This is a genomic window from Prevotella sp. MA2016, from assembly GCF_000619825.1.
Taxonomy (GTDB): domain Bacteria; phylum Bacteroidota; class Bacteroidia; order Bacteroidales; family Bacteroidaceae; genus Prevotella.
In genome coordinates, this window is the sequence record NZ_JHUW01000007.1 from 205,816 (window position 1) to 232,461 (window position 26,646).

Consider the following 26,646-nt stretch of genomic DNA (forward strand, 5'->3'; position numbering starts at 1 on the left):
TTATCTTTGCAACGTGATAACTAAAAACGAAATATTATGGAAGTGCAATTCTCAAATAACGAAGGTCATGTCATGATAACACTTTGTGGACGACTCGACACGTCGTGCTCAATGCAGACTAAAACAGACATTGAACAGTTTCTGGCATCCCATGCGCCTATCCAGAGCGTTACGATTGATGCTGCACAACTGGAGTACGTATCAAGCTCGGGCTTGCGCATCCTGCTAACGTTGACGAAACAATATCCTGACTTCAAACTTATAGAAGTGAATGCCGAGGTGTATGATGTACTGAATATGACAGGCTTCGTCAAGATTATGAAGGTGGAGCGGGCACTACGCCAGATGAGTGTGGATGGTTGTCAGATCATCGGTGTTGGCGGCGTGGGGACGGTTTATCGTATCAACGATGATACGATCATAAAGGTGTTCCGACCTGGCACCACCATCAACGAGGTGCGTAAGGAGATAACGATGTCGAAGGAGGCCTTTGTGATGGGTATGCCAACAGCCATATCGTTTGATATCGTGAAAGTGGGCACCCAGTACGGATTGGTTTATGAGTTGCTCAATGCCGACACGCTGAGTTCGCTCATCATGCACCAACCGGAACGCATCGACGAGTTTGCCCGCATGTATGCCAACCTATTCCGCCAACTGCATGCCATCGAGGTACCAGCTGATAGTGGTGTGCCCAACGCCCTGGAACACGAACGCCAACAGGTGATACACATTCGCCGATACTTCGCACAGGAGGACATAGACTTGCTACTCCAGATTCTTGATAGTGTGCCTGCTGGTAACAGTTTGCTGCATCTTGACTTGCAGGCAAAGAATGCGATGGTGCAGGGCGACGAACTCATGTTGATTGACATGGGTGAGGTGGGCTACGGTCACCCTGTGCTCGACCTGGCTCATGCTTACTCGGCGATGATTCTGTTCATTGGCGATTATGAAGCTACACTCGGTCTGTCGCGTGCGTTAGGTGAGCAACTCTGGAATCTTGCCATCGACTACTATTTTGAAGGTCTGCCTGCAGATATAGTAGCACTACGAAAGGAGCAGATAGCAGCTGTGGCATGCGTACGCAACTACAGTTGGCTTGCCATCAGCGACTCGTTTCCCGAGGAAGTCATCAAACAATGTCAGAGCCTTTTCAAGGAACGTGTATCAGCCCGCCGCGAACACCTTCTTAACATCTGCAGCACGCTGAAGGATTGGAAATAAAAAAATCGCGACAGAATGGAATCTGCTGCGATTTTTTATATAAGCTCATTTCTAGCGATGAGTTAAGTCAGAAAGAGCATCGAGTTAATTCGATGAGTGTTTTGAGTTAACTCAAGGTTTTTGAGGGGATTACTAACAAACAATCAAACATTCTGAAATTTATTTAAACAGCAGCTGAGCGAACTGGTAGAGGCTGCGACGCCAGGTCTGCCACTCGTGAGCGGTCTCGGGTGAGATGTATGAGTGGGCGTTGATACCAACTTTCTTCAAACCCTCGGCAGCATTGATCACACTACCCTCGCCTTCGGCCATGCCTTTCTCCTTGCCACCAGCACTCATAAAGAGCACCTTGTTGGTTGCCTTGAAATCGGGTATGTCGGTCAGCTCGTCGGCACTGATAGAGCCACCACTGAAGATACCTACATAAGCAAAGGTCTTAGGATTATTGAGGGTGATGCCATGTGTCTGCATACCACCCATTGACAAACCTGCCATAGCGCGATGATTGGCATCGGCAATCACACGATAGTTCTTTTCAACCATGGGGATGATATCCTTAATCAATACCTCTTCGAATGCACCACCCATACGACGGGCCATCTTCGCAAAGTCGGCACCACTCATGCGGGGACGCTGACCACCCTGTGGGCGTGCGCCACCCTGTGGACGTGGACCGCCTGGACGAGGACCACCAAAGCCCATAGGCTGCTCGCCTGGTTTGCGGGCATTCAGACCGTTATCCATAAAGATGATGAAAGGCTGTGCCTTGCCAGCGGCAATGAGGTTATCCATGATGATACCTGTCTTACCCTGTGCACTCCATCCTGTCTCGTTCTCACCCATACCATGCTGCAGATAGAGTACTGGGAACTTCTTGGTGGGGTTAGCATAATACTCGGCAGGCAGATAGATGTAGCCATGGCGCATCTGCTGAGTGACTGATGAATAATAGTAAACCTCATTGATGGAACCCTGAGGCACGTTCTTTACAGTATAGAAGTCCTCGTCGGCAGCAGGGATATCGATACCACTACCCCAACGGCTGGCACCATAATAGTATTTGCTACCTGGATCGGGCACCGAAGCACCATCGATGTTGAGCTGATAGTAGTGGAAACCCTCATCCTGAGGAGCCGACTCACCAGTCCACACACCGTTAGCATCTTTCTTCATCTCGTACTTCACACCACCGATATCGAGCTTGACGCTGTTAGCCTCGGGGGCCGAGATCTGTGCGCGAACCATGCGCTGTGAATTGACCATGGGATACTGTTTTCCCTCTTGATTAGTACTTGCAGGCTTAAAGTCTTCAGTTACTTGGGCGCTTGCCGAAACAGCTACAAAAGCTGCCATTGATAAAAGAATTTTCTTCATAAGTTTATAATAAGCGTTAGGTTTATTATTATACTTGTTTGACACCCGAAGAGGCAAAAAGTAAAATGCGGCAGGCGATAGTTAATGAAGATTAACAAATAAAAAAGGAGCACCCTTGTGCAGGATGCTCCATTTATATAGATTTCGGAAAATCTTACTCAGCCTCAGACTCAGCAGCCTTGAAGTTAGCGAGATCCTCTACCTGGAAGTTCTTGATGTAAGCAGCCTTACCAAGTACATCCTCCTCAGTCATGCGAACATATACGTTGGCACTCTTCTTGAAGAGCTCAGGAGCCTTGCTGGCATCACGGATGATGAGCAGACTCATTACCAACTCGGCAGTCATGTCGTAGAGACGACGAGCCAGGAAGTCGTGAGCATCCTGATTGTCGAGCGCCTTTACAGCAGCGAGAGCCTCCTCGTAAACGGGGATGAGCTTCTCAACACGAGCCTTCAGACCAGCTACACAATCGCAGCACTCGATGTTAGCAGCCATCTCCTTGATGTTGTTGAGCATGGTGCCGTTAGTGATGTAACGGATAGCAGCTACAACCTGCAACTGAGTGGTACCCTCGTAGATAGAGAAGATACGTGCGTCGCGGAACAGGCGCTGGCTCTTATACTCCATGATGAAACCTGAACCACCGTGGATGCTGATAGCATCGTAGGCGTTCTGGTTAGCATACTCAGAGTTCATACCCTTAGCCAGTGGTGTGAAGGCATCAGCCAAGCGCTGGTACTTCTTCAACTCCTGCTTCTCCTCTGGTGTAAGCTTGCGGTCGCGCTCGATATCCTCGAGGCACTTGTAGATATCCACATAAGCGGCTGTCTCGTACAGCAGTGAACGACCAGCATCGAGCTTAGCCTTCATGCGAGAGAGCATATCGTAAACAGCGGGGAAGTTGATGATAGCCTCACCAAACTGCTGACGCTCCTTAGCGTAAGCCAGACCCTCGTTGTAAGCCTCCTGCTCAACACCTACACTCTGTGCAGCGATACCCAGACGGGCACCGTTCATCAGAGCCATCACGTACTTGATCAGACCCAGACGAGTGCTACCGCAGAGCTCGGCCTTAGCGTTCTTATAGGTGAGCTCACAGGTAGGTGAGCCATGGATACCCAGCTTGTGCTCGATGTGACGAACGTCAACACCGCCCTGGCGCTTGTCGTAGATGAACATAGACAGACCACGTCCGTCCTTGGTGCCTTCCTCAGAACGAGCCAGCACAAGGTGGATGTCGCTATCACCATTGGTGATGAAGCGCTTCACACCATTCAGGCGCCAGCAGTTCTCCTTCTCGTCGAAAGTGGCCTTCAGCATCACGCGCTGCAGGTCAGAACCAGCATCAGGCTCAGTCAGGTCCATAGACATACCCTCACCAGCGCAAACGCGGGGGATATACTTCTGACGCTGCTCCTCGCTACCGAACTCATAGAGGGTATCGATACAGCTCTGCAAGCTCCAGATGTTCTGGAAACCGGCATCAGCAGAAGAAATCATCTCAGACAGCATTGAGAACACGGTGTTAGGCAGATTCAGACCGCCGTAACGACGAGGCATAGAAACACCCCACAGACCAGCCTTGCGGGTGGCGTCAAGGTTCTCGTAAGTCTTAGAGGCGTAGATCATACGGCCATTCTCGAGGTGTGGACCTTCGAGGTCAACGCTCTCAGAGTTAGGTTCGATGATGTTGGCAGCCACATCGCCAGTGATGTCGAGAATCTGCTTGTAGTTCTCGATGGCATCGCCCAGGTCAACGGGGGCATAGTCATATTCCTTTGCATCAGCAAAGCCTTTTTCCTTCAGCTCAACGATACGAGCCATCAGGGGGTGGTTCAAGTAGAACCCGATCTCAGGATGATCGCTATAATAGTTTGCCATAATTCCTTATTTGTTTTCTTGATTCTTCTTATAAATTCTACCTCCGATTCGTGCACCAAGAGGAACACCGCAAGCATAAGCAGCGATATTCACTATTGCAGAAGCTGCATGCTGGTCGATCGTCATCAGATAATAAGAGATTCCGAGCAGCACGATGGTGCAGACGATGAGGAAGTAATCTAAAGCTTTCATCTTACTTGGAGTTCTGCTTATAATATTTGATCAGCTTAGGTACAACCTCCTCAACGGTGCCAACGATGACGTAGTCGGCGATGCGGTTAATAGGTGCATCGGGATCGCTATTAACAGAGATGATGATACCAGAATCCTGCATACCAGCGATGTGCTGAATCTGTCCAGAGATACCACAGGCGATGTACACCTTGGGGTGAACGGTAACACCTGTCTGACCAATCTGACGGTCGTGATCCAACCAGCCAGCATCTACAGCGGCACGAGAACCACCAACCTCACCATGGAGCACCTTAGCCAGCTCGAACAGCATGTCGAAGTTCTCCTTTGAGCCTACACCATAACCTCCGGCTACTACGATAGGAGCACCCTTCAGGTTGTGCTTGGCAGCCTCTACGTGGTGGTCGAGTACCTTTACTACGAAAGCCTCGGGGCTTACGTACTTGCTTACCTCAGGGTAAACAACCTCGTTCTTAGCCTTACCCTCGTACAGGGCCTTCTGCATTACGCCAGAGCGTACAGTAGCCATCTGTGGACGGTGGTCAGGGTTTACGATGGTAGCAACGATGTTACCACCGAAAGCAGGACGAATCTGATAGAGCAGATTCTCATATACCTTATTATTCTTCTTATCCTCGAAAGGACCAATCTCAAGCTCTGTGCAGTCGGCAGTCAGACCAGAGGTCAGTGATGATGATACACGTGGACCGAGGTCGCGACCGATAACGGTAGCACCCATCAGGCAGATCTGTGGCTGCTCCTCCTTGAAGAGGTTAACCAGAATATCTGTGTGAGGAGCTGAGGTGTAAGGGAACAGGTCCTTAGCGTCGAAAACAAACAGCTTGTCAACACCATAAGGCAGAATCTGATCCTCCACCTTACCCTTGATGCCAGTACCAGCAACAATGGCGTGGAGCTCTACGTTCAGTTCATTGGCGAGCTTACGACCCTTGGTCAGCAGCTCCTGAGATACTTCCTGTACCTGAGTACCTTCAATTTCGCAATATACAAATACGTTATTAGCCATATCTCGTTATCCAATGATTTTTTCGTCCAACAATTCTTTGATCATTCCCTCGATATCAGCATCAGAAGCCGTCAAAGTCTTCGACTCCTTAGCCTGGAACACGATGTTCTTGATGGCCTTCACCTTAGTAGGCGAACCATTCAGACCGCACTGGTTTACATCGCCGTCTACATCAGCCACGCTCCACTGGTTGAGTGTGAGCTCAGGACGCTGCTCGTACAGATAGTCGTAGGCAGTACCCTCGGCAGGACGCTCCATAGGACAGGTAGCGCGCTTGTACTTCATCACCAACTTAGCATTCTGTGGGCGACAAGGAGCAGCACTTCCGTTTACAGTGATAACAACAGGCAGAGGAGCCTCAACAGTCTCCACACCACCATCGATGACACGCTTGATAGTAGCCTTACCATCCTTGACAGAAAGCACCTCCTCAGCGTAAGTAACCTGGTTCAGGCCCAGCTTCTGAGCCACCTGAGGACCTACCTGAGCGGTATCACCATCGATAGCCTGACGACCACCAATCACGATGTCAACATCACCAATCTTCTTGATGGCAGTAGCCAGAGCGTAAGAGGTAGCGAGGGTATCAGCACCAGCAAACAGACGGTCGGTAAGCAACCAACCAGTGTCGGCGCCACGGTAAAGTCCCTGACGAATAATCTCACCTGCACGTGGAGGACCCATCGTGAGGATTCCTACTGTTGAGCCTGGATTCTGCTCCTTCAGGCGAAGGGCCTGCTCCAGGGCGTTCAAATCTTCTGGATTGAAGATAGCGGGAAGGGCTGCGCGGTTTACGGTGCCTTCGGCAGTCATGGCGTCCTTACCCACATTTCGGGTGTCTGGCACTTGCTTGGCCAGCACAACAATCTTTAAAGCCATATTTATGTTATTAATAATGTATATTCAAAAATCGGCTGCAAAAATACACTTTTTTAAGCAGATAGCCAAATAAAATGCACAAAAATAGTCCAAATGTGCACAAATCAAGCAAATTGTGCAATTAAAAACCTGCAAAATGTTGCTTTATTATGCAAAATGTTGTAAATTTGCACCCAAAAATGTATATAATATGATGAAAAAGTACATAATTTTTGCTTTTGCATGCCTTTTTGGTGCAACAGCTACGCAAGCTCAAGATGAAGTAGAGACAACGGTAGAAGCAGACGTAGTAAGCAACTATGTTTGGCGTGGACTGGAGATGGGACAGGCTTCACTCCAACCTACACTGGGTGTTAGTTATAAAGGATTCTCGCTGAGCGCATGGGGAAGCGTAGGACTGACCAACGCTGATGACAATCGCGAGATTGACCTCACGCTGGGTTACACCACTGGTGGTCTGAACATCGGTATCACCGACTACTGGATGACAGATGGTCTGGACCCAGAGAATCGCTATCTGCGCTATAATGCACACTCTACCAACCACGTGTTCGAGGCTAACATCGGTTACGACTTCGGTCCACTGTCACTGCAGTGGTACACCAACTTTGCTGGTGCCGACGGACTGACAAGCAAAGGCAAACGCGCCTACAGCAGCTATGTAGAAGCGAATGTACCCTTCAAACTGGGAGGCTGCGACTGGCTGGCTACATTAGGCGCTGTACCTCACACCACCACTTATTATGAGACCGACGGTTTCTGTGTAAACAACATATCACTTAGAGCCGACCGCGATATCAAGATTACCGACTCGTTCAGCATCCCCGTATTCGGACAGATTGCTGTCAACCCCAGTTCGGAGCATGCCTACTTCGTGTTCGGATTTAAACTGAAAGCATTCTAAAGACATCACAAACATCATGACAAACGGAATATATACTGTACTATTGCTCATCATGAGTAACGTATTTATGACATTTGCCTGGTATGGTCACCTGCGCCTGCAGCAGTCGGGCGTATCTACCAACTGGCCTCTCTATCTGGTCATCGCCTTTTCATGGGTGATTGCCTTCTTCGAATATTGCTGTCAGGTGCCAGCCAACCGCATCGGTTTTGTGGATAATGGCGGACCTTTCAACCTGGTGCAGCTCAAGGTGATTCAGGAGTGTATCTCGCTGGTGGTGTTTGCCATTATCGCCAATTTCTGTTTCCAGCACGAAGAACTGCATTGGAATCACGCAGCAGCAGCGCTCTGCTTAGTGATGGCAGTGTATTTCGTATTTATGAAACCCTAAGAAAGCTATCTCGTCAGCGAGAATTTCATTGACAAGCCGAAGTCGTAAGTGGTAGTAGGATAGCTGTTGCTAGCAAGCAATGGCGTGTTGGTCTGACTATCGAAATAGGCTGTCAGCGTAAGCAGGCGCGACAAGGTGTAATCAGCCATAAACGAGAACTTAAAAGCAGAGTTTCCACTTGAAGCAGAAGACACACCCGAGGCGATATCTCGGGTGATGGCAGCCTGCTTGCGCAGCGATACATCCATGCGCAAGTTCAGATCGTGGTTGACGCCGGTTTTTCTAGCCGAGCTAGATTGGGTGGACAGGCCTGATCGGCCAGACCTATCAGACCTAGGGGTCTGCGCTTTGGCTATTCGGCGATTGCCTTTGGCACCAAAAAGATTAAAATCACGGATCTTATAGGCCAGGCCTATGACCCAGTCCTTGCTGAGCGACTCGTTGAGCTGCACGCTAGTCATCGAGAGGTTAAGTACACGGGTAGTGCGATACTCCACCTTGGCAGTAAGGTCGTTCTGGAACGTGGCATCAACACCCAACAACGGCGAGAAAGCCTCGTTGATGCTCACGGTAGAATAGCTGGTATTGACATAGCTACCAACACTATAAACACTCTTATAAGCATGATTCAAGTTCAAGCTTTTAAGGTGCTCCTTCACCCATGACAGTTTAGACAGTCCACCATAGCGGATGCTCCAGTTGGGCAACAAGCGGGTAAGCGATGGGAAGATAGCCATCGACTTACCTGCTCCTGAGGTATAAGCCGACAGGAAAGCAGGAATCAACACCTCTGCCGAGTACTCCTGCCCTACCCGCTGTTGGAACTCAGGTATCAGTTCGCGGAAATGATCAAACGCTGCCGAGCGATAGCCGTTATTGGCATTGCCCATACCTGCCAGCGCCCCTCGCAAAGAGATGGTGGTCATATTAAAGCTGCCACTCAGAGTGGTGGGCATACCAGGATACATATACTGCACGCTCTTGGCACGGTTATCAGTACGTGAGGCTGTGAGGTCGATCTTCAGGTCGCGGATAGGTTCGAGCAATGCTTTTATCTGCAGGTCCTTGCTGAGGTTAATATTGGCAGGCGTAGAGACGCTATCTGCCTGCAGCAGCCAGTTGCGACTGAGGGCCTTATCGATATAGCCATCTCCCATCAGTCCAAAGGCGAAATCGAGACCTGGTGCCAACGTGCTGCCCGTCTTATTCTGACCCAGCATATCGCCCACATTGGGCATAAAACCAGGCAGCAGCATGGCATACTGGGTGCGATAACTGATGTTCACACTGCGCAGCATCATCAGCACCCGCAATAAGCCCTTATTGTTTTTGTTGGCTTTCTGCAGAGCCTTCACATGGTTATAGAGCGTGACGAGATTGAGCGCCACATTAAGATTGAGCTGACGGTTGCTGGTGATCGTGTTACCCAAGCTGGTGCCATCTTCCAATTCGGTGCCTCGCACCCATGTATATCGACCTGTATAAGAAGCATCGGCATTCACCCAATCGAAGATAGGCAACTTGTTGAGCGGCAACTGATACGAAGCTGATACCTGCTGCTGGTAGTCGAGCGGCGTACCCCAGTTGCGAATGCTCTGCTTAACCGAGTCTTTCCAAGCCACATACTGATCGGGATAGAGGTCTTTATTGATAGGTGTATAGGGTTCCTCAATCTCAGCACGGGTGGCCGACTGGAAGGTGAAATGCAGATTCTTTGTAAAATCCCAACGTAAAGAGAAATCACGATTCCACAGGAACTGCTCTGAGAAGGTGAGTGGCAGGTTCTGGTTCTCCAGACTCTCCAGATCGCGTTCCTGCAATTCGTAGTAATTACGGGTCATCTCAGTATTAAACGAAACATTCTGTGGCAGATAGTTGAAGCCCAATGCCTTGGGGAAGTTGAGCCACTTCGACTTTCCCTTGAGATTCTTGAAAGGCTCCCATGTCTTATAGACTGGCGAGTAGCTGTAGTTGAGCGCGCCACGCCACTGGTCTTCTTTCTCATAGACGGTGGTCTTGCCTGAGGTGTTACGATGCGAGTGACTATAGGAGAACGAGAAGTTGGCTGGGTCGTAAGGCATGGGGTGACGCTTGGTCTTCAAGCCCCAGCGCAGGTTAGACAGCGAGAAGTTGGTATTGCGCGTCTTGGTCACAGCAATACTCTCAATACTATCACGCTCATGGCGAGATGCACTCTCCAGGGCATCATCCAAGCGCATATCCGAATCGAGCGGGTTATAACGTGGTCGCACTTCTTCATGGCTCACAGAGTAATAGAGGGGTGCACTGACTTTTGCCTTGTCAGGGAAGAACTTGCCCAGTTCAAGTTGGGCTGTGAAGGCATACTCCTTCTGCGTATCGGTAGAACGCTGCATCACGCTCTCTTCCAGTCCGCCAAATCCATCACTGATATAACGACCAGAGAGATTGACAGTACCAAAATCTGAGAGTTGCACGTTCATATTGCCCGATGCAGCCCAACCTCCGTTGTTGTTGGCATCCATCAGGCGCAGCTCATTCACCCATACCTCGCCCGACTTCATCTCGTCTGACACATTGCGCACACCAATCATCATCACTTTCACTTCGCCCAGTGTGGGGTTACCCATCACGCTCACCTTATTAGCAGGGCGACGCGGATCGATATCGGAATATAACTGATTGAAGCTGCCAATGCCCTGCGCCTTGGCCTGATTTCGCTGTTTCTTGAGTTTGGTAAACACATCCAGATTAATGTCGAGCATATTCTCCTCTGGCCACACCATACGGCGATCGGCTGTAGCATACTTGCTGTAGTCGCTACGGTCGGGGGTAAGCGAAAGCGGAATCTCATACTCATAGTAGTTATTCTTGTAGTCGCTACCCAGGCGCACAAACACAGCCAACTGTCCGTCGCGCAGTTGGGTGGCATCGGGCACCAGGTGGTTGGCATGCACAAACATCTGCATGTGCTTATACTGGCGCAGGTCGAGATTCATATTACGATATACAGCCTTCGACTCGCCACGCTGCAGGTCTTTCACCACCATATTCAGCGCCTGCTCGTTGTTCTCAACCAGCTGGGGCTGCGAGGGGTCGGTGACACGACTGATGCCTGGTGGCAGCACGTAGTTCACAGGTGTTTTATCATTGTTCTCCTCAATGTTCACTGCACTCACCTCGAGCACACCGCCATCAGCACCTGTGCCCAAGCTCTGCTTATACACGCGCCACTCGCCACGCACCAGGTCGAGCGAACCGAATCGCAGTACGATGGGCTTCTGGAAACCCGTCATAAACATACGCATAAAGCGCACACTGGTGAAATCGCTGATAGAGCCCACCTTACGTTCATACTCCGTCAGTGGGATGCGGAACTGATACCAGTTCACACTGGTAGTGTCGCCATTGCGCAACTTCACGCTGCTGGTACGCATATCGGTGATAAAACAGTCGGCTGGAGGCGCACCATTGCGATAGGCCTCTAAGATGTCGGGACTGATACGCACCTTGTACTGGTAATAGCGTTCGTACTCATTCAGGGTATAGTCCTGGTTGATATCCTCCACATCAGGCCCACTCTTGTAGCTGGTATCGTAAGATTCGGTCTGATCTTCTGTCTCGGGCGAGTTACCTTGGGGATTATTGATACGCTTATAGCGCTCCAGAATACTCTTACGTTCGTTGTCGAAATCAGTGCCACGGAAATAATGATAGTCGTCGCCAGCAGGGTCGCGGCGCCATGACTGCAGGGTACTATCATTGGTCACCACACCACCCACGGCATTCAACCACTCGTGATAGGCACCATACTGCTGTTCCTCCTCATCAGTCAATCCGTTATAGCCAGTATCCTGTTTCTTGCGCGATCCCGTTGTAGTGGCAAAGGCATAGGTCTGACTGGCCTGTACGGGAATCTTTCCCCACTGGGTGGCAGTGAAGTTCTGACTATCATCCACAGGCATTCCACTCTCATAGAATTTCTTACCATCACGCAGGATATCCTCGCTCACCTCGCCTAAGTTGAAATACAGGTCGCCGGCATAATCGGAGGCAGTGCCTTTCTCACGAGTATAGATAAACGGATCGAGCAACCAGAACTCGATATACTCGATGTTGGCCTGTTCAAAATCATTCGTCTCTATCTTGCGCATCATACCGCCCCATTTGGTAGCCGGCTGCTGCAGGGTACCATCACTGTTCAGATTGAGCGAGAGGTTATACGGACCACGCTCCTGAGGGTAGTAAGCCAGATTCAGGACAGGCAGTGTAGAGGTAGCACCATTATAAGTGCTCTGGTCGCGGTTGGGATAGAGCTCCTTCACATACACCTCGCGCACATAGTGGTTGGACAGTTGTTCCAGGTCGCTTTTGATATGAGCAGGCGTCAGCGTAGAACTGCGACGCGTAAAAATAGGATCCACATTATACCAAGCCAGCAGTGCACGGTTATAGCCACTCGACACGCCCGTCTTATCGCTACTCTCCATAAACATAGAAGGCACACTCGACAGGGTCCACTCTTTGGGGTTGCTCATATCGAGATAGCTCTTGGTATTCTCGAAGTCATCTACATACGAGGCATTGTCCTGCGTACCACGGGCACGACCGGCTATCAGTTGGGCAAACTCACCGGTAAACGAGATATGCGACGGCGCTTTGACATGCAGGAAAGGAATCTTGTTGAGCATAGAAGTGAGCCACTGGCTCTCCTGTTTCCAGTTGATATTCAAGCCCCAGATGGTGTTGCTCAATGGCTCCTCGCCCATCGCCACCTTCGAGGTGAGTGCCTGCTCGCTCAGGTGCATCAGTGTACCACCAACGGTCAGGCTTTTGGAGAATTCATACTCCCAGTTGACGCCTAACATGGTTTTGCGCTGCATACCATACTCGGTGTCTGACTCCAATGATACGTTGACATTGGTACCTGCATCTATCAGACTCTGATTGAGAATGGTCACCTCGCCTGCCGAGTAATCCACCGAATAGTCGGACCCCTCTGTCAGTACCACACCACCAGCAGTGACCACCACCGAGCCACGGGGCACATTCATGGCACCAAGAGAGATCACATTCGCGGCAGAGCCTTTAAACTGTCCCACCAGCATATACTTATCTTTCTCGGCTATCAGTCGGGCCACGGTCTTGGTGGAATCATAGAGTTCACTGAACACATATTTCTCAGCCTCTGACGCTGGCAGACCGCCACTCACAAGCTGCTGGCGCAGATAGGCGCCAAACGGCTCTACCGAAGGCAGGAACACACGTCCGTCACTCACGGTATAGCCTTCCACAAAGTCGAAGTAGCCATTGGCATGCAGTTTATTGTTATTATCCAATCGGTCGCAACCCAGCATCTTCAAGAGCGTGGTGTTTTTCACACGCTGATCGGGGATATAGGTCAGATAAACACCCGCCGTATCACTCTGATATTTGATGTCCAGACGGAACTTGGTCTTTTCAACCTTCGAAGCCAGGTAGTACACGTTTTTCATCATCAGCTTCCAGTTGACCTGCGAGGGGTTGTTGGAGGTATTCTTCAACGCCTTGACATAGAGTGCCTTTGAGATATCAGTGATATCGGCAGCAAACTCACCCACCTTATAGGTGACACCACCCGAGGTAAACTCATAGGCCACAGCCAGCACCTGGTCGGTTTGCAGGCCACTCTTCAACGACACGTAGCCTAAGGCTTTGTTCACGGTGTATTCGGATGGGGCGAGCAGTCGGGCACTCGACAGTTTCTCGTAGTCGCTACCACTCTCCAGCACACCAGCCAGCACACTGTTGGTCTGGTCGATATCACGCGCACCGGCATATTGCGTTGTCAGCACGTTATACAGTCCATCGGCATTATTATCTGGCACACGCATGCCGTTCTCACCGAGATTAGCCACAGCCACGATATTACGCGTATTCGAGGTGGTACCGGTCTTGTTGGTCACCCAGATTTCCACACGCTGGATTTCAATACCAGTAGTGAGATTAGGCAGGGTTGACATGGCCTGATCGTAGCGATTACGGAAGTAGTGCGACAGGAAGAAATGGCGGTTTTCCTCGTAGTCGGCCACATCCATCTCGAAAGCAGTGGTCTGCGTGCCACCTCTCGACGAGACACTCTTAGAAGAGGATTTCTTTTGCGAGAGGACAGTCTGCAGTTTCAGTCGTCCGAACTGCATATCCGTACGCACACCAAACAAGCTACTGGCACCTTTCACCAGCGAATTGTTAGATGGGAACGAGATGTTACCAGCCTCAACCAGTTTGATAATCTCATCCTCCTTACCCTCATACTTCAGTTTCAGGTTCTGGGCATCGAAATCGAAAGTGGCATCTGTGTTATAATTCAGGTTCGTGTTCACTTTATCGCCCACCTTACCATTCAGGTTCAGATTCACTTTCTCATCGAAATCGAAAGCAGTCGTCTTACGGTTACGGATGGGCAGCGATGGATTATCTATTTTCTTGATGTTGCCACCCACCTTCAGTTCGGCTGTACCCTGTGTCTTGATGCGCACGCCCCCAGGACCAAAAATCTTTTCGGCAGGTCCCAGGTCGAAGTGCATATCCATCATATCAAACTTATCCTTACCACCATTCTGGGTGTTCTCATCGTTCTTTTTCTTGAAGAATTCGCGCAGCGACTTTTGAGCCACCCACTGCTGGTATTCCTGAGGTGTCATCAGTTGTGGCACACTCAGATACGAGGAGCCCAGTTTGGTTCCCAGATAATAGATATTCAGCGAGTCGTTGTATTCTACGGTATCGCGGAGGTTAGGTGGTTGCTGAAGGTAGTGCTTGCTCTGCGCATACGCTCCCGCGCACGCGAACAAAGCCACCATCAGTAATCCAACAATCCGCTTCATATCCAAAGATAATTGGCACGAATTACACGAATTTCACGAATTTATGTCGCGAATATAATTATTCGTGTTAATTCGTGTAATTCGTGCCTATATTTATCACTTGATTTGCTTAAGGGCGAGTTTTACAACCTGCTCTACAGGAGCATCGGGCTGGGCCTGAAGAATCTGGAGCACCACTTTCTGGGTGGGGGCTGGGGCAAAGCCAAGCATGGTAAGGGCCGCAATAGCCTCGTCCTTCACCTGGTTGTTCACTGGTGCCGCTATCTGTCCACCAGCAGGAATCTCATCCGAGATACCCAGCGTCACGATCTTATCCCTCAGGTCAACGATGATACGCTGAGCCGTCATTTTACCGATGCCCTTCACATTCTGTATCAGCTTGGCATTGCCTGTTGAGATGGCATTGCAAAGCTCGGCCACACTCATGCCCGAGAGCATCATGCGGGCTGTGTTGGCACCCACACCACTCACCGTTATCAACAAGAGGAACATCTCGCGCTCTTTCTTGTTTACAAAACCAAACAACTGATGTGCATCCTCGCGAATGGCCTCATAGACATAGAGCTTCACTTCTTTTTTCCCTTGAATGGCACTGAAAGTGTTCAGTGAAATGTTCAAACCATATCCGATTCCAGCCGCTTCGATGGTTGCTAAAGCTGGGGTTAACTCGGTCAGTTCACCCTTAATATATTCTATCATAACTTACTATTTTGTATATATACACCTTAATAAACGTTCGGTTCTTACATTTTATTGTATTTTTAACCAAGAAAGTTTCAATTCGCCACAAAATAAAAGTTTTAAGATATTTTTTAAGGTAAATAGTTATGTCATTTAAGATAAAAACATTAATTTTGCAACCGCAAACAGAGAAAAAATCAACAAAAGATTAAGATAGATATGAAAAAAATCAGAGCAGCCGTAGTTGGATACGGCAACATCGGTAAGTATGCACTTGAGGCTCTTGAAGCCGCTCCCGATTTTGAGGTAGCAGGTATCGTACGTCGTAATGGCGCTGAGAACAAGCCTGCCGAACTGGCACAGTATGAAGTAGTAAAAGACATCCGCGAGCTGAAAGATGTGGATGTAGCTATCCTGGCCACTCCTACCCGCTCTTGCGAGGAGTATGCTAATCAGATTCTGCCTTTGGGCATCAACACTGTTGATTCATTCGATATCCACACCCAGATTCGTGGCTACCGTGAGCGTCTGATGAAATTGAACAAGGAGACCAACACTGTCAGTGTGATTGCTGCTGGTTGGGACCCAGGTTCAGATTCTATCGTACGTACACTCATGCAGAGCTTGGCTCCAAAGGGTCTGAGCTACACCAACTTCGGTCCTGGTATGTCAATGGGCCATAGCGTATGTGTACGTTCTAAGGAGGGCGTTAAGAACGCTCTGAGCATGACTATCCCCTTGGGCGAGGGTATCCACCGCCGTATGGTATATGTAGAACTTGAGGATGGTGCTAATCTCGAGGAGGTAACCAAGGCCATCAAGGCTGACCCTTACTTCGCTAGCGACGAGACACATGTATTCGAGGTAGAGAGCGTGGATGATGTACGCGATATGGGCCATGGTGTAAACCTGGTACGCAAGGGTGTGAGCGGTAAGACTCAGAACCAGCGTCTGGAGTTCAACATGAGCATCAACAACCCTGCCCTCACTGGTCAGGTTCTGGTAAACGTGGCTCGTGCTTCTATGCGTCTTGAACCAGCATGCTACACCATGGTAGAGATTCCTGTTATCGACATGCTGCCTGGTGATCGTGCCGACCTTATTGAGCATCTCGTATAAATGAACATAGCGATTTTCGTATCAGGTAGCGGTACGAACTGCGAAAACCTGATTAAATATTTTGCTGGCTCCGAGCGCGTGAACTGCGCGCTCGTGGTCAGCAATAAGTTTGATGCCTATGCCTTGGTTCGCGCTGAGCGCTTAGGCGTGCCAACAGCTGTTACACCTAAAGCCGAACTGAATAACCCCGACGTCATGCTGCCACTCCTGAAGAAGTACAGCATCGACTTCATCGTCTTGGCAGGTTTTCTGCCCATCGTACCCAGTTTTCTCATCGATGCCTATCCTCGCCGCATCATCAACATCCACCCTGCCCTGTTACCCAAATATGGCGGTAAGGGTATGTGGGGGCACCATGTGCATGAGGCCGTGAAAGAGGCTGGTGAGACAGAGACGGGTATGACCGTACACTGGGTGACCCCTGTGTGCGACTCAGGCGAGATCATCGCCCAATATAAAGTGGCGCTCTCTCCCGAAGATACTGTAGAAGATATCGCAGAGAAAGAGCACATACTGGAAATGAAATATTATCCAAAAGTGATAGAAGAGGTACTGAATAATCTATAGAAAAGACTAAAAGAATTTTATGAAAAAAGGAAAACTGTTTACTACACTCTTGCTTGCTGCCATAACCACATCAGCGTTTGCTGGCAAGAAGATGACAGCAGCCGACGTAGCAAAATACGAGAGCGAGCTGCTGACTGAATGGAAGGACTCTGTGCGCCAGGCACTGAGCAGCACGTACGACAGCAAGAAGATGGTTATCGGCTCAAACACCATGCCACTGCATTGGAGTGTGTTTGGCGAGAAACCAGCCGATGGCTATGCCTTGTACATCTCGCTGCATGGTGGTGGCGGTGCTCCCAGTGAACTGAACGACGGACAGTGGGAGAACCAGAAGCGACTCTACCACCCCAAGAACGCCGTATATCTTTGCCCTCGTGCCATCACCGACACCTGGAACCTGCATTTCGTTCCCGAGGCAGATGCGTTCTATCGTAACATCATCATGATGGCCGAGGCGATGTTCGACGTCAATCCCAACAAGGTTTATGTGATGGGCTATTCGGCTGGTGGCGATGGCGTATGGCGCTTGGCACCACGCATGGCCGACTACTGGGCTGCTGCCTCGATGATGGCTGGACACCCAGGCGACGTGTCGCTGGTAAATCTGCGCAACGTGCCATTCATGATCTGGTGCGGCGAACTGGATACTGCCTACGAACGCGACCAGCGCTGTAAGGAGCGCATCGCTGAGATGGCCACCCTGCACAGTCAGGATCCAGAGGGTTACATCAACGAGGGTCATATCGTAAAGGGCAAAGGTCACTGGATGGAGCGCCAGGACAGCGTAGCTGTGGATTGGATGGCTCAGTATCAGCGCAATCCCTATCCCAAGAAGATTGTATGGCGCCAGGAAGAGGTCACCAAGCCTCATTTCTACTGGCTCAGCGCACCTGCCAACGAGATAGAGCGCGGCAAGGAGGTGACTGCCACCTACGAGGGTAACACCATCAATATCAGTAAGTGCGACTATGCCACACTCACCGTGTCGCTCAATGATAAGATGATGAATCTCGACAAACCCGTCACGGTTACCTATCAGGGCAAGACGCTTTTTAAAGGTAAGGTAAAGAGACAGGCCTGCACCATGCGCCAGACATTGTTTGAACGCAATGACCCGTCCTATATCTTCACGGCACAGATAGAAGTAAAACTCAAATAAAACAAAAACGCTGTAGAAATCAATCTACAGCGTTTTTTAGTATCTCGGAGAGTGTGGGATGGATATGCACCATATCGGCCAGTTCAGCGATGGTGGTGTTTTTACACATCAGCACGCTCACTTCTTGCACGATGTCAGCAGCATGGGCGCCATAGGCATGACAACCAAGGATAAGACTATCCTCAGGCGACACAAACAACTTCAGCATGCCCTCTGTTTCGCCCATTGCCAAAGCCTTACCATTGGCACGCCAGAACGACTTTCTGCACTCATAAGCAATACCTTCGGCTTTGAGCTGGTCTTCGGTTGGACCCACACAAGCGGCTTCGGGCTGTGTAAAGATGGCCGCAGGCATGATATCAAAACGGATATTGTCGGGTTTGCCGATAATCTGATTCACCACATGGATGGCCTGCATCTCAGCGGCATGAGCCAGCATCTGCTTGCCATTTACATCGCCAATAGCGAAGATGCCATTAACGGTAGTCTTGAAGTGATTATCTACGGTAACGCCCTTGCGCTCATCGAACTCAATACCAGCATTGGCAAAGTCAGCCTGCACACGAGGTTTTCTACCTGTAGCCATCAGAATCACATCGGCATCGATATCGGCGATATCTTCTACAGCAGTCTTCATCTTGAAAGTAATACCGCCTTTCATTCCCGACGTTCCGTCGCCTACCCGTGGCCTTTCAAGATACTTACGCAGGCGCTTGGCAATATCGCTATCAAGGGCTGGCAAGCATTCCTTCAGATACTCAATCACCGTTACCTCAGTACCAAAGCGATTGAACACCGAGGCGAACTCCATACCTATCACACCGGCACCAATAATTGCCAAGCGCTTGGGCTGGGTTTCGAGATTCAGCAAGCCAGTAGAGTCGACTACACGAGGATCTGTATCAACACCTTTTATCGGCAACCATTTGGTTTCAGAGCCGGTAGCAATGATGATGTTATCGGCAGTATAATCGCCAACGGTATGAGCATCTGTAAACACACCCTTCTCACGAACCAACGTGATATTGGGATGCGAAAGGATGCCCTCAACACCCTGACGAAGCTGACCAACAACTGTTGCCATGCGTTCGCGAGCCTCAGCAAACGAAGCACTATGCACGTAGGTCTTGGTGGGGATACAACCCACATTCAAGCAGGTGCCTCCTACCTCAGAGCCTTCGAAGATAACCACCTTGAGACCCTGTTTGGCGGCATATTCAGCGGCGCGGTACCCACCAGGGCCCGCACCGATGATAATGAGATCAGACTTGTTCATTGTTACATTTTCTCATTTTTCAATTGACGGAACGTCACAACAGGATGCTTAGCAGCGAGGACATCATCCACACGACCGATTGGGGTGTCGTGAGGGGCTGTCTTCACCAGTTCTGGATCAGTCTTTGCTTCCTCAGCTATCTGTCGCATCACGGCGATAAAGCCATCCAGCGTTTCCTTACTCTCGTTCTCCGTAGGCTCCACCATCAAGCTCTCATGGAAGAGCAACGGGAAGTAGATAGTAGGTGCATGATAGCCATAATCCAGCAGACGCTTAGCCACATCCATCGTGGTAACACCCGTCGACTTATCTTTCAAACCATCGAACACAAACTCATGGCAGCATAAGCCCTCGATAGGCAGCTCATACACATCCTTCAGGCACTCCTTGATGTAGTTGGCGTTGAGCACAGCCAGCGGACCAACCTCCTTGACATGCTCACGACCCAGTGAGAGGATATAAGCATAAGCACGCATCATCACACCATAGTTGCCTTGATAGGGCGACACAAAGGGGAAGCAATCCTGCAATCCCTCACGCACACCTACAGGACCACTGCCAGGACCACCACCGCCATGCGGCGTTGAGAACGTCTTATGCAGGTTGATATGCATCACATCAAAGCCCATATCACCAGGACGACAAGCGCCCAGCATGGGGTTGAGGTTAGCACCATCATAGTACATCAATCCACCACAGTCGTGGATGAGTTTGGCTATCTCAGGGATGCTGGTTTCGAAAAGTCCCAGGGTATTGGGATTGGTCATCATCATCGCGGCGATAGAATCACCTTCTTGAGAAACCAATCGCTCCAGGTCTTCAAGATCCACCAGACCATCAGCATTCGATTTCACCTCGATAATCTCCAAGCCACAAACAGCAGCCGAGGCTGGGTTGGTGCCATGAGCGCTATCAGGCACGATCACCTTCTTGCGCTGCATATCGCCACGCCCGCGGTGATAGTTGTCAATGGTCATCAGTCCCGTCAGTTCACCATGCGCACCAGCATAAGGCTTAAAGGTAAAATGAGCCAAACCTGTCAGTGCACAGAGCGACTTCTCCAGCAGTGTCACCAAAGCCTGCGCACCGCGTACCGTCTCAGCAGGTTGCTCTGGATGCAGATTTTGGAACTGCGTCAGGGCAGCCATCTCCTCGTTGATTTTGGGATTATACTTCATGGTGCAAGAGCCCAGGGGATAGAAGCCCGTGTCCACACCGAAGTTATTATTCGAGAGATTGGTATAATGGCGCACCACAGTAAGCTCGTCGCACTCAGGCAACTGTGCCTCTTCTGCGCGCTTCATCTCAGCCGGTATCTCGTAACTGCCAAAGTGATTCTTAGGCAGACTATAGCCTTTGCGCCCCTCCTTGGAGAGTTCAAAGATCAGATTTCCATATAGTCGGTTGTTCATAGGGCAGCAATCTTTACGAGGTTATCAATTTCTTCTTTCGTACGCTTCTCAGTGACAGCAAAGAGAATACCATCTTCGCACTTCACACCACCTAAGAAGCCCGCATCAATGAAACGCTGGTAGAGGGTATCAATGTCGCCATCATACTTCACCAGGAACTCATTGAAGAAAGGCTTTTCATACGCCAACGAGAAACGCCCCGTCTTCAGTAGTTCATCACAGAGATAGTGAGCACCAGCATACGACAGCTCGGCAGCCTCTTTCACACCTTGCTTACCCATCAGCGACAGATAGATAGTTACAAAGAGCGCCATCAGACTCTGATTAGAACAGATGTTTGAAGTGGCCTTCTGGCGCCGGATATGCTGTTCGCGCGCCTGCAGCGTCAGTACGAAGGCACGCTGACCGCGATTATCTTTGGTCATACCAACGATACGTCCTGGCATCTTACGGATGAGTTTCTCGGTGCAACACATATAACCTACGTAAGGACCACCAAACTGCATGGGGATGCCCAAGCTCTGACCATCGCCTACTGCAATATCAGCCCCCCACTCGCCTGGTGTCTTCAGCACAGCCAAGTCGGCAGCCACACTATTCATGATGAAGAGTGCCTTCTGCTCATGACAAGCCTCAGCAAAACCTGTAAAGTCCTCTACGATACCATACACGTTAGGCTGTTGAACGATGACACCGGCAACGCTCCCTGTTGAGAGTTGAGAGATGAGAGATGAGAGGTCGGTCACGCCGTCCTTCAGGGGGATGGTTTCGAGTTCGATACCTTTATGCAGGGCATAGGTATCAAGCACCTGTCGGGTCTTGGAATTCAAACCGGCTGACACCAGTACCTTGTTCTGTTTCTTACCCGCAGCCACGGCCATCATCATCGCCTCGGCAGTAGCGGTAGTACCATCATACATCGAGGCATTAGAGATGTCCATGCCTGTCAGCTCGGTCATCATGCTCTGATACTCAAAGATATAATGCAGTGTGCCCTGTGAGATCTCAGCCTGGTACGGCGTGTACGAGGTGAGGAACTCAGAGCGTTGCAACAGACTAGGGATAACAGATGGCATATAGTGGTCATAGACCCCATAGCCAGCAAAACAGGTGAGCTGGTGGTTCTGCGAGCCCAACTTATCAAACAGTTGGCGCACCTCCAGCTCGCTCATCTCCGAGGGCAACTGGTAGTCGCCCTTAAAGCGGATGCTGTCAGGTATCTGTGCATAGAGTCCGTCGAGGTCTTTCACCCCCACCTTCTCCATCATCGCCTGCAAGTCATCCGTTGTATGCGGAAAGTATTTGTAATCCATAGATAGTATATTTTTGGCACGGATTACACGGCTCTCTTTAGAGAGGCACTGTTTTTTTGTAAAGAGCCGCGTCTTTATTTATAAAGCCGTGTTAATCCGTGCCTAATAATTATTTCTCGCAGAAGGCAGCATAGGCCTGGGCGTCCATCAGGTTGTCGAGTTCGGTCTTGTCGCTGAGCTCTACCTTGATAATCCAGTTCTCAAAGGCATCCTGATTGATCAGTTCGGGCTGGTCGTCGAGGGCCTCGTTCACTTCTACCACTGTTCCTGAAACAGGTGAATACAGGTCGCTGGCAGCCTTCACGCTCTCTACGGCGCCAAACTCTTCACCAGCCTCAACCTCATCATCCACATCAGGCATATCCACATAAACCACATTACCCAGTGCATTCTGTGCATAGTCTGTGATACCGATAAAACCAAAATCACCTTCTACTCTTACATATTCGTGAGACTCTGAGTAGTAGAGTCCTTCAATTACTTTTGCCATAATATTTATTTCTTATAATTTTTAGTATAGAATTGCTTTTTAACCACCTTGCCTGGGAACACCTTCTTGCGAATCTGAATCTGCACTTCGGTATCAAGCTTGGCATACGCAGCATCCACCAGTGCCATGCACACACTCTTATCAGTAGAGATGGTATGATAGCCTGTTGTCACCTCACCGATAGGTTCGCCTGCCATATTCAGCACCGTGTAGCCATGACGGGGGATAGCCTTGTCGAAGAGTTCTATGCCAACCAGTTTCTTGGCAGGCCCCTCGGCCTTCTGTTTGGCCAGTGCCTCCTTACCAATAAACTCAGCTTTGTCGAGCTTCACGAACATACCCAGACCAGCCATGATAGGTGTGATATCCTCCGAGAGTTCGTCGCCATACAATGGCAGACCCACCTCGAAGCGCAGGGTGTCGCGACATCCCAGTCCACAAGCCTGCACACCAGCAGCAATCAGTTTGTCCCAACACTCACGGATATAGTCGTGATTGGCATAAATTTCAAATCCATCCTCGCCCGTATAACCTGTACGAGAGATGATAACATCGCCAATAGTCTTACAAGTATAGAATACCAGTTCAGCACAAGGCAAGCCCAATACCGTTTCAACGATATGCTCGCTCTCAGGCCCCTGAACAGCTATCTGCCCGTAATAGTCAGAGCGGTTCTGCAGGTCGATATCAAAGCCCTCGGCATGCTGTTGCATCCATGCCCAGTCCTTATCGATATTGGCGGCGTTGATCACCAGGAAGAAATCGTTCTCGCCCATCTTATACACCAGCAGGTCATCCACCGTACCACCATTCTCGTAGCACATCATACCGTAGTAGATCTTGCCCACAGGCGCACCAGCGATGTCGTTCGTAAAGATGTGCTGTACGTAGCGTTCGGCATCAGGCCCTTTCACGGTTACCTCGCCCATGTGACTCACGTCGAACAGTCCTACATGCTCTCTCACAGCCATGTGCTCAGGCGCGATACCAGCCATCTGGTAGAGCAGAGGCATATCGAAGCCGCCAAATGTCACCATCGTAGCACCTAGCGACAGATGCTTGTCGTATAAGCAAGTACGCTTTTCTTTCTTTTCAAGTTCTTGTTTGATTGCCATAGATTATTGTTGTTTTTAGAATTGTTATTGTATCAAATGAATGAATTCTGATTTCAGATAGCCCTGTTCTATCGCCTCTATCTCCCTCACCTGCTCGTCGGTGAGCATCAGTTCGCCATCGCACAGCGTGCTGCGTATCAGCATCTTCACCTCGTCGAGCGTCAGGTTCACGTGCTCTTTCAGCAGTGTGATGCGCTGGCGCACGCTCTGGATGCCTTTCTTCTCCAGCTTCTCAGGCCCGGGCGTGATGGCATTGAGCATGTGCTCCATATTTGTATCATAGAGCATGGTGCTATGCACGATGGCCCTGCCTGGCAACTGATAATAAGCCGTGCCGCACACCTTCCGTTCGCCTATCATGATGTCGTTATGCGTGGTACCAGTAGCCTCAACCCCCATCTTGCGCAGCACCAGCAGCACCATCTGCACAAACTTGTTAAAGGTGAAGCCCACCTTATCGCCATCGCTCACATAGGATAGCATCAGGTTGTCCATATCGGCATACACACAGCCACCCCCACTCTTGCGCCTGTACATATTTATATGATGTTGTCGGCAGTAATCCACGTTCACCTCGTTCTCCAGCACCTGGTTGCGCCCAAAAATCACGCTGGGTGCCACCTGCCACATAAAGAAGCAGTCGGGCTCATCCAGATGCTTGGCCACATACTCCTCCATGGCCAGATAGAAAGAAAGCTGGCGGTTTTTGTTAGTAGGTAAGGCTATATATTTCATATTGGTAGAGTATAGTCGTTAAAACTTTCTGCAAAAATATGAAGAAATTATGTAACCGCCAAAGGTTTTCCTCTAAAATATGCTAAAAGGAGGACAATAAAAGAAAAATCGCAAGGCCTTTTGAAGGGTTGCGATTTTCTTTAGATTCTTTAGAGTCCCATACAGAATGTCGCTCCCAGCGCAGAAAAACCCAAACAGGCAAACATGCAAACAGGAAACTGATGAAGAGGAGCCAACAGTGATGTTCGCTCCTTTTTTTTGTGGACGAAAGCGCAACAGTCCGCATCTATTTAACATTATCAAACATACGATTTACCGAAAGTATGCCGAGAATTTACTATATTTGCAGTATGTAATCTATTGACAGCGACAATTTTAAACGTAATATTAACGTGAATTCGTCGAACTCACGTTAATATTCATTTTGGACGGTTCTGTTGGTCAATCACGATCGATAAAATTGGGTTCTTATTATTGCGAACCCTATTCTTTTTTACGCTAAAGCACAGTTTTTCTTGTTTTTTCTTGTTTGATAATACATTTTTCACTATATTTGCAACGCAATATGATTATAATAAGGATATGCGAAGGACAGAAATTGTAGAAAGAATCAGGCAGGAGGCTCGGAAGTTGAGTCCGCACGCTCAGACCATCCTTTATGGTTCTGAGGCGCGTGGTGATGCACGCCCTGATTCTGACATCGATCTGCTGGTGCTTGTTGATAAAGACAAACTGACTTATAACGACAAGGATCGCATCATCGCACCCTTCTATGATATTGAGCTCGACACTGGCATTATCATAAGTTTGATGATTATGCCTCGCAAAGAGTGGGAGAATCGACCATTCCTCACTCCTTTCCAGAATAACGTCAGCAAAGAGGGTATTACTTTATGAATATAGGACTATGATATTGCAAATAGAACTCATTAACACGAAAATCGTATTATGATACATATTGTTGAAATAAAAAAATACTTAAAAAGAAAGGAAGAAGAGGTTTCCATTGATAGATGGGCCAAAACATTAGCAAAGACCTTTTTTTATAAGATGATTTGACAAATTGATTTATTTACCACAAAATATAATTATTATGGATAAGCAGAATAATATAAAAGAAAAGGTGTATAACGATCCTGTATTGACGGTGATTAAGTTATCTGGTAATTCGATATTAGCTGATAGCGGACCATGTGATTGGAATCAAATCAGCTAATTTGTTCAGTATTTTACTCTTGCGGAATTATAAAACTCTATAATTCCGTAATATTCATATGTTAGTATTGCTAGCATGTGTTTATGGGATTTTGTTTTAATTGTCAAACACTAATTCGGGAAATGGTTTGTACAGCAAAATTAGCTGAGGTTAATATCGGAATTGATTTTAATTATAAGGAAAATGCATTTCGCTATTCTCCTTATTTTACAACGGATACCGCACAGTGTTTATTAACTATATCTCAAGAAAGAATGTCAACAGAAAAGGAAACCTTGCAAGCTTTATATCCCAAACGCAGTTTTACTTATACTGACGCTGAATATAATGTTTTATATCAAGATATACCTCCAATACTTTTTCAAAATGGTGTTGTTACTTTTCATGGAGTTCTTATTGAGATGAATAATGATGGTTATCTATTCACTGCAGATTCCGGTGTAGGGAAAAGTACGCATGCAAATCTTTGGGAAAGATACTTTTGTGGCCAAGCGACAATAATAAATGGCGATAAGCCATTACTCCGAATCTGTGATGACGGGCTTTATGGATATGGTTCTCCATGGATGGGCAAAGAAAATATAGGGATTAATAAACGTGTCAAAATAAAAGCAATTTGTTTCATTTATAGGAATGACAACAATATAATTAGACAAATAGAAAAAGACTCTTATGTTATTGGAAGTTTAATACAACAAACGATGATAATGGACAAAGGGCAAATATTACTAAAACTCTTTCGATGGTATAAGAAATGTGCAAATTTCGTGAATTTTTATCAACTAGGTTGCAATACTAATATTGATGCAGCCGTTGTTGCTTATAATGGTATGAACAGCTAA

21 protein-coding genes are annotated in these 26,646 nt (G+C 48.8%); 8 read left to right on the top strand and 13 right to left on the bottom strand.

All coding sequences use genetic code 11. The features are described from left to right. The first annotated feature begins 36 nt into the window (after positions 1-36). A complete protein-coding gene (locus tag T360_RS0103330) occupies positions 37-1,227 on the top strand; it encodes a phosphotransferase (protein WP_028911542.1) in 1,191 nt (396 codons plus the stop codon). A gap of 159 nt (positions 1,228-1,386) precedes the next feature. Here T360_RS0103330 and T360_RS0103335 read toward each other — a convergent pair whose 3' ends face one another. From T360_RS0103335 to T360_RS0103355, 5 genes are all read right to left on the bottom strand, one after another. Further along, a complete protein-coding gene (locus T360_RS0103335; RefSeq protein WP_028911543.1) occupies positions 1,387-2,601 on the bottom strand; it encodes an esterase family protein in 1,215 nt (404 codons plus the stop codon). Positions 2,602-2,755: 154 nt separating this feature from the next. Next, positions 2,756-4,483: an acyl-CoA dehydrogenase family protein gene (locus tag T360_RS0103340; RefSeq protein WP_028911544.1), complete on the bottom strand. Its 1,728-nt coding sequence runs from the start codon at positions 4,481-4,483 to the stop codon at positions 2,756-2,758. A gap of 6 nt (positions 4,484-4,489) precedes the next feature. Then, positions 4,490-4,675, bottom strand: a complete 186-nt coding sequence (locus T360_RS0103345) for a hypothetical protein (protein ID WP_028911545.1) — start codon at positions 4,673-4,675, stop codon at positions 4,490-4,492. A 1-nt stretch (position 4,676) separates the two neighbouring features. After that, positions 4,677-5,702, bottom strand: a complete 1,026-nt coding sequence (locus T360_RS0103350) for an electron transfer flavoprotein subunit alpha/FixB family protein (RefSeq protein WP_028911546.1) — start codon at positions 5,700-5,702, stop codon at positions 4,677-4,679. Between the two features lie 6 nt (positions 5,703-5,708). Further along, positions 5,709-6,581, bottom strand: coding sequence for an electron transfer flavoprotein subunit beta/FixA family protein (locus T360_RS0103355; RefSeq protein ID WP_028911547.1), 873 nt, complete (start codon positions 6,579-6,581; stop codon positions 5,709-5,711). A 193-nt stretch (positions 6,582-6,774) separates the two neighbouring features. On the opposite strand from T360_RS0103355, the gene T360_RS0103360 reads away from it, so the two are divergent. Both T360_RS0103360 and T360_RS0103365 read left to right on the top strand, forming a co-directional pair. After that, on the top strand, positions 6,775-7,485 hold the full coding sequence (locus tag T360_RS0103360; protein ID WP_028911548.1) for a TorF family putative porin: 711 nt from the start codon (positions 6,775-6,777) through the stop codon (positions 7,483-7,485). 16 nt (positions 7,486-7,501) lie between these two features. Further along, positions 7,502-7,876 (top strand): DMT family protein, encoded by a 375-nt coding sequence (locus T360_RS0103365; RefSeq protein ID WP_028911549.1) that lies wholly within the window; start codon positions 7,502-7,504, stop codon positions 7,874-7,876. Positions 7,877-7,881: 5 nt separating this feature from the next. Here T360_RS0103365 and sprA read toward each other — a convergent pair whose 3' ends face one another. Then, positions 7,882-14,697: a cell surface protein SprA gene (gene sprA, locus T360_RS0103370; RefSeq protein WP_081772676.1), complete on the bottom strand. Its 6,816-nt coding sequence runs from the start codon at positions 14,695-14,697 to the stop codon at positions 7,882-7,884. 120 nt (positions 14,698-14,817) lie between these two features. Continuing rightward, positions 14,818-15,420, bottom strand: a complete 603-nt coding sequence (gene ruvA, locus T360_RS0103375) for a Holliday junction branch migration protein RuvA (RefSeq protein ID WP_028911551.1) — start codon at positions 15,418-15,420, stop codon at positions 14,818-14,820. Between the two features lie 201 nt (positions 15,421-15,621). On the opposite strand from ruvA, the gene T360_RS0103380 reads away from it, so the two are divergent. Genes T360_RS0103380 through T360_RS14515 form a run of 3 tightly spaced genes read left to right on the top strand, consistent with a single transcriptional unit; the run spans position 15,622 to position 18,247 of the window. Further along, positions 15,622-16,521: a diaminopimelate dehydrogenase gene (locus tag T360_RS0103380; protein WP_028911552.1), complete on the top strand. Its 900-nt coding sequence runs from the start codon at positions 15,622-15,624 to the stop codon at positions 16,519-16,521. Next, positions 16,522-17,088, top strand: coding sequence for a phosphoribosylglycinamide formyltransferase (locus tag T360_RS0103385; RefSeq protein ID WP_028911553.1), 567 nt, complete (start codon positions 16,522-16,524; stop codon positions 17,086-17,088). A 19-nt stretch (positions 17,089-17,107) separates the two neighbouring features. Further along, entirely contained in the window at positions 17,108-18,247 is a 1,140-nt protein-coding gene (locus T360_RS14515) for a hypothetical protein (protein WP_051523320.1), read from the top strand. A 19-nt stretch (positions 18,248-18,266) separates the two neighbouring features. Here T360_RS14515 and T360_RS0103395 read toward each other — a convergent pair whose 3' ends face one another. The 6 genes from T360_RS0103395 to T360_RS0103420 form a co-directional block, all read right to left on the bottom strand. Beyond that, positions 18,267-19,523 carry an NAD(P)/FAD-dependent oxidoreductase gene (locus T360_RS0103395; RefSeq protein ID WP_028911554.1) on the bottom strand — a complete coding sequence of 419 codons (1,257 nt, stop codon included), beginning with the start codon at positions 19,521-19,523 and terminating at the stop codon, positions 18,267-18,269. 2 nt (positions 19,524-19,525) lie between these two features. Then, entirely contained in the window at positions 19,526-20,935 is a 1,410-nt protein-coding gene (gene gcvPB / locus T360_RS0103400) for an aminomethyl-transferring glycine dehydrogenase subunit GcvPB (RefSeq protein ID WP_028911555.1), read from the bottom strand. Next, entirely contained in the window at positions 20,932-22,248 is a 1,317-nt protein-coding gene (gcvPA, locus tag T360_RS0103405; RefSeq protein WP_028911556.1) for an aminomethyl-transferring glycine dehydrogenase subunit GcvPA, read from the bottom strand. Before gcvPA ends, gcvPB begins: the two co-directional genes overlap by 4 nt. 109 nt (positions 22,249-22,357) lie before the next feature. Next, entirely contained in the window at positions 22,358-22,738 is a 381-nt protein-coding gene (gene gcvH, locus T360_RS0103410) for a glycine cleavage system protein GcvH (RefSeq protein WP_028911557.1), read from the bottom strand. A gap of 5 nt (positions 22,739-22,743) precedes the next feature. Next, positions 22,744-23,853 carry a glycine cleavage system aminomethyltransferase GcvT gene (gene gcvT / locus T360_RS0103415; protein WP_028911558.1) on the bottom strand — a complete coding sequence of 370 codons (1,110 nt, stop codon included), beginning with the start codon at positions 23,851-23,853 and terminating at the stop codon, positions 22,744-22,746. A gap of 24 nt (positions 23,854-23,877) precedes the next feature. Continuing rightward, positions 23,878-24,588 (bottom strand): lipoate--protein ligase family protein, encoded by a 711-nt coding sequence (locus tag T360_RS0103420; RefSeq protein ID WP_028911559.1) that lies wholly within the window; start codon positions 24,586-24,588, stop codon positions 23,878-23,880. 582 nt (positions 24,589-25,170) lie between these two features. On the opposite strand from T360_RS0103420, the gene T360_RS0103425 reads away from it, so the two are divergent. Beyond that, positions 25,171-25,485, top strand: coding sequence for a nucleotidyltransferase domain-containing protein (locus T360_RS0103425; protein WP_028911560.1), 315 nt, complete (start codon positions 25,171-25,173; stop codon positions 25,483-25,485). Between the two features lie 441 nt (positions 25,486-25,926). Next, the gene (locus T360_RS15650; protein WP_155949373.1) at positions 25,927-26,646 is read left to right on the top strand and encodes a hypothetical protein; all 720 of its coding nucleotides are present in this window, start codon (positions 25,927-25,929) and stop codon (positions 26,644-26,646) included.

Excerpts from the sequence above, each read along its gene's own strand:
- T360_RS14515 (WP_051523320.1), top strand. The coding sequence starts at position 17,108 with ATGAAAAAAGGAAAACTGTTTACTACACTCTTGCTTGCTGCCATAACC.
- T360_RS0103330 (WP_028911542.1), top strand. The coding sequence starts at position 37 with ATGGAAGTGCAATTCTCAAATAACGAAGGTCATGTCATGATAACACTT.
- gcvPA (WP_028911556.1), bottom strand. The coding sequence starts at position 22,248 with ATGGATTACAAATACTTTCCGCATACAACGGATGACTTGCAGGCGATG.
- T360_RS0103425 (WP_028911560.1), top strand. The coding sequence starts at position 25,171 with ATGCGAAGGACAGAAATTGTAGAAAGAATCAGGCAGGAGGCTCGGAAG.
- T360_RS0103365 (WP_028911549.1), top strand. The coding sequence starts at position 7,502 with ATGACAAACGGAATATATACTGTACTATTGCTCATCATGAGTAACGTA.
- gcvPB (WP_028911555.1), bottom strand. The coding sequence starts at position 20,935 with ATGAACAACCGACTATATGGAAATCTGATCTTTGAACTCTCCAAGGAG.
- T360_RS0103345 (WP_028911545.1), bottom strand. The coding sequence starts at position 4,675 with ATGAAAGCTTTAGATTACTTCCTCATCGTCTGCACCATCGTGCTGCTC.
- T360_RS15650 (WP_155949373.1), top strand. The coding sequence starts at position 25,927 with ATGGTTTGTACAGCAAAATTAGCTGAGGTTAATATCGGAATTGATTTT.
- T360_RS0103355 (WP_028911547.1), bottom strand. The coding sequence starts at position 6,581 with ATGGCTTTAAAGATTGTTGTGCTGGCCAAGCAAGTGCCAGACACCCGA.
- T360_RS0103395 (WP_028911554.1), bottom strand. The coding sequence starts at position 19,523 with ATGAACAAGTCTGATCTCATTATCATCGGTGCGGGCCCTGGTGGGTAC.
- gcvT (WP_028911558.1), bottom strand. The coding sequence starts at position 23,853 with ATGGCAATCAAACAAGAACTTGAAAAGAAAGAAAAGCGTACTTGCTTA.
- T360_RS0103420 (WP_028911559.1), bottom strand. The coding sequence starts at position 24,588 with ATGAAATATATAGCCTTACCTACTAACAAAAACCGCCAGCTTTCTTTC.
- gcvH (WP_028911557.1), bottom strand. The coding sequence starts at position 22,738 with ATGGCAAAAGTAATTGAAGGACTCTACTACTCAGAGTCTCACGAATAT.
- T360_RS0103340 (WP_028911544.1), bottom strand. The coding sequence starts at position 4,483 with ATGGCAAACTATTATAGCGATCATCCTGAGATCGGGTTCTACTTGAAC.
- T360_RS0103335 (WP_028911543.1), bottom strand. The coding sequence starts at position 2,601 with ATGAAGAAAATTCTTTTATCAATGGCAGCTTTTGTAGCTGTTTCGGCA.
- T360_RS0103350 (WP_028911546.1), bottom strand. The coding sequence starts at position 5,702 with ATGGCTAATAACGTATTTGTATATTGCGAAATTGAAGGTACTCAGGTA.
- T360_RS0103360 (WP_028911548.1), top strand. The coding sequence starts at position 6,775 with ATGAAAAAGTACATAATTTTTGCTTTTGCATGCCTTTTTGGTGCAACA.
- T360_RS0103380 (WP_028911552.1), top strand. The coding sequence starts at position 15,622 with ATGAAAAAAATCAGAGCAGCCGTAGTTGGATACGGCAACATCGGTAAG.
- sprA (WP_081772676.1), bottom strand. The coding sequence starts at position 14,697 with ATGGTGGCTTTGTTCGCGTGCGCGGGAGCGTATGCGCAGAGCAAGCAC.
- ruvA (WP_028911551.1), bottom strand. The coding sequence starts at position 15,420 with ATGATAGAATATATTAAGGGTGAACTGACCGAGTTAACCCCAGCTTTA.
- T360_RS0103385 (WP_028911553.1), top strand. The coding sequence starts at position 16,522 with ATGAACATAGCGATTTTCGTATCAGGTAGCGGTACGAACTGCGAAAAC.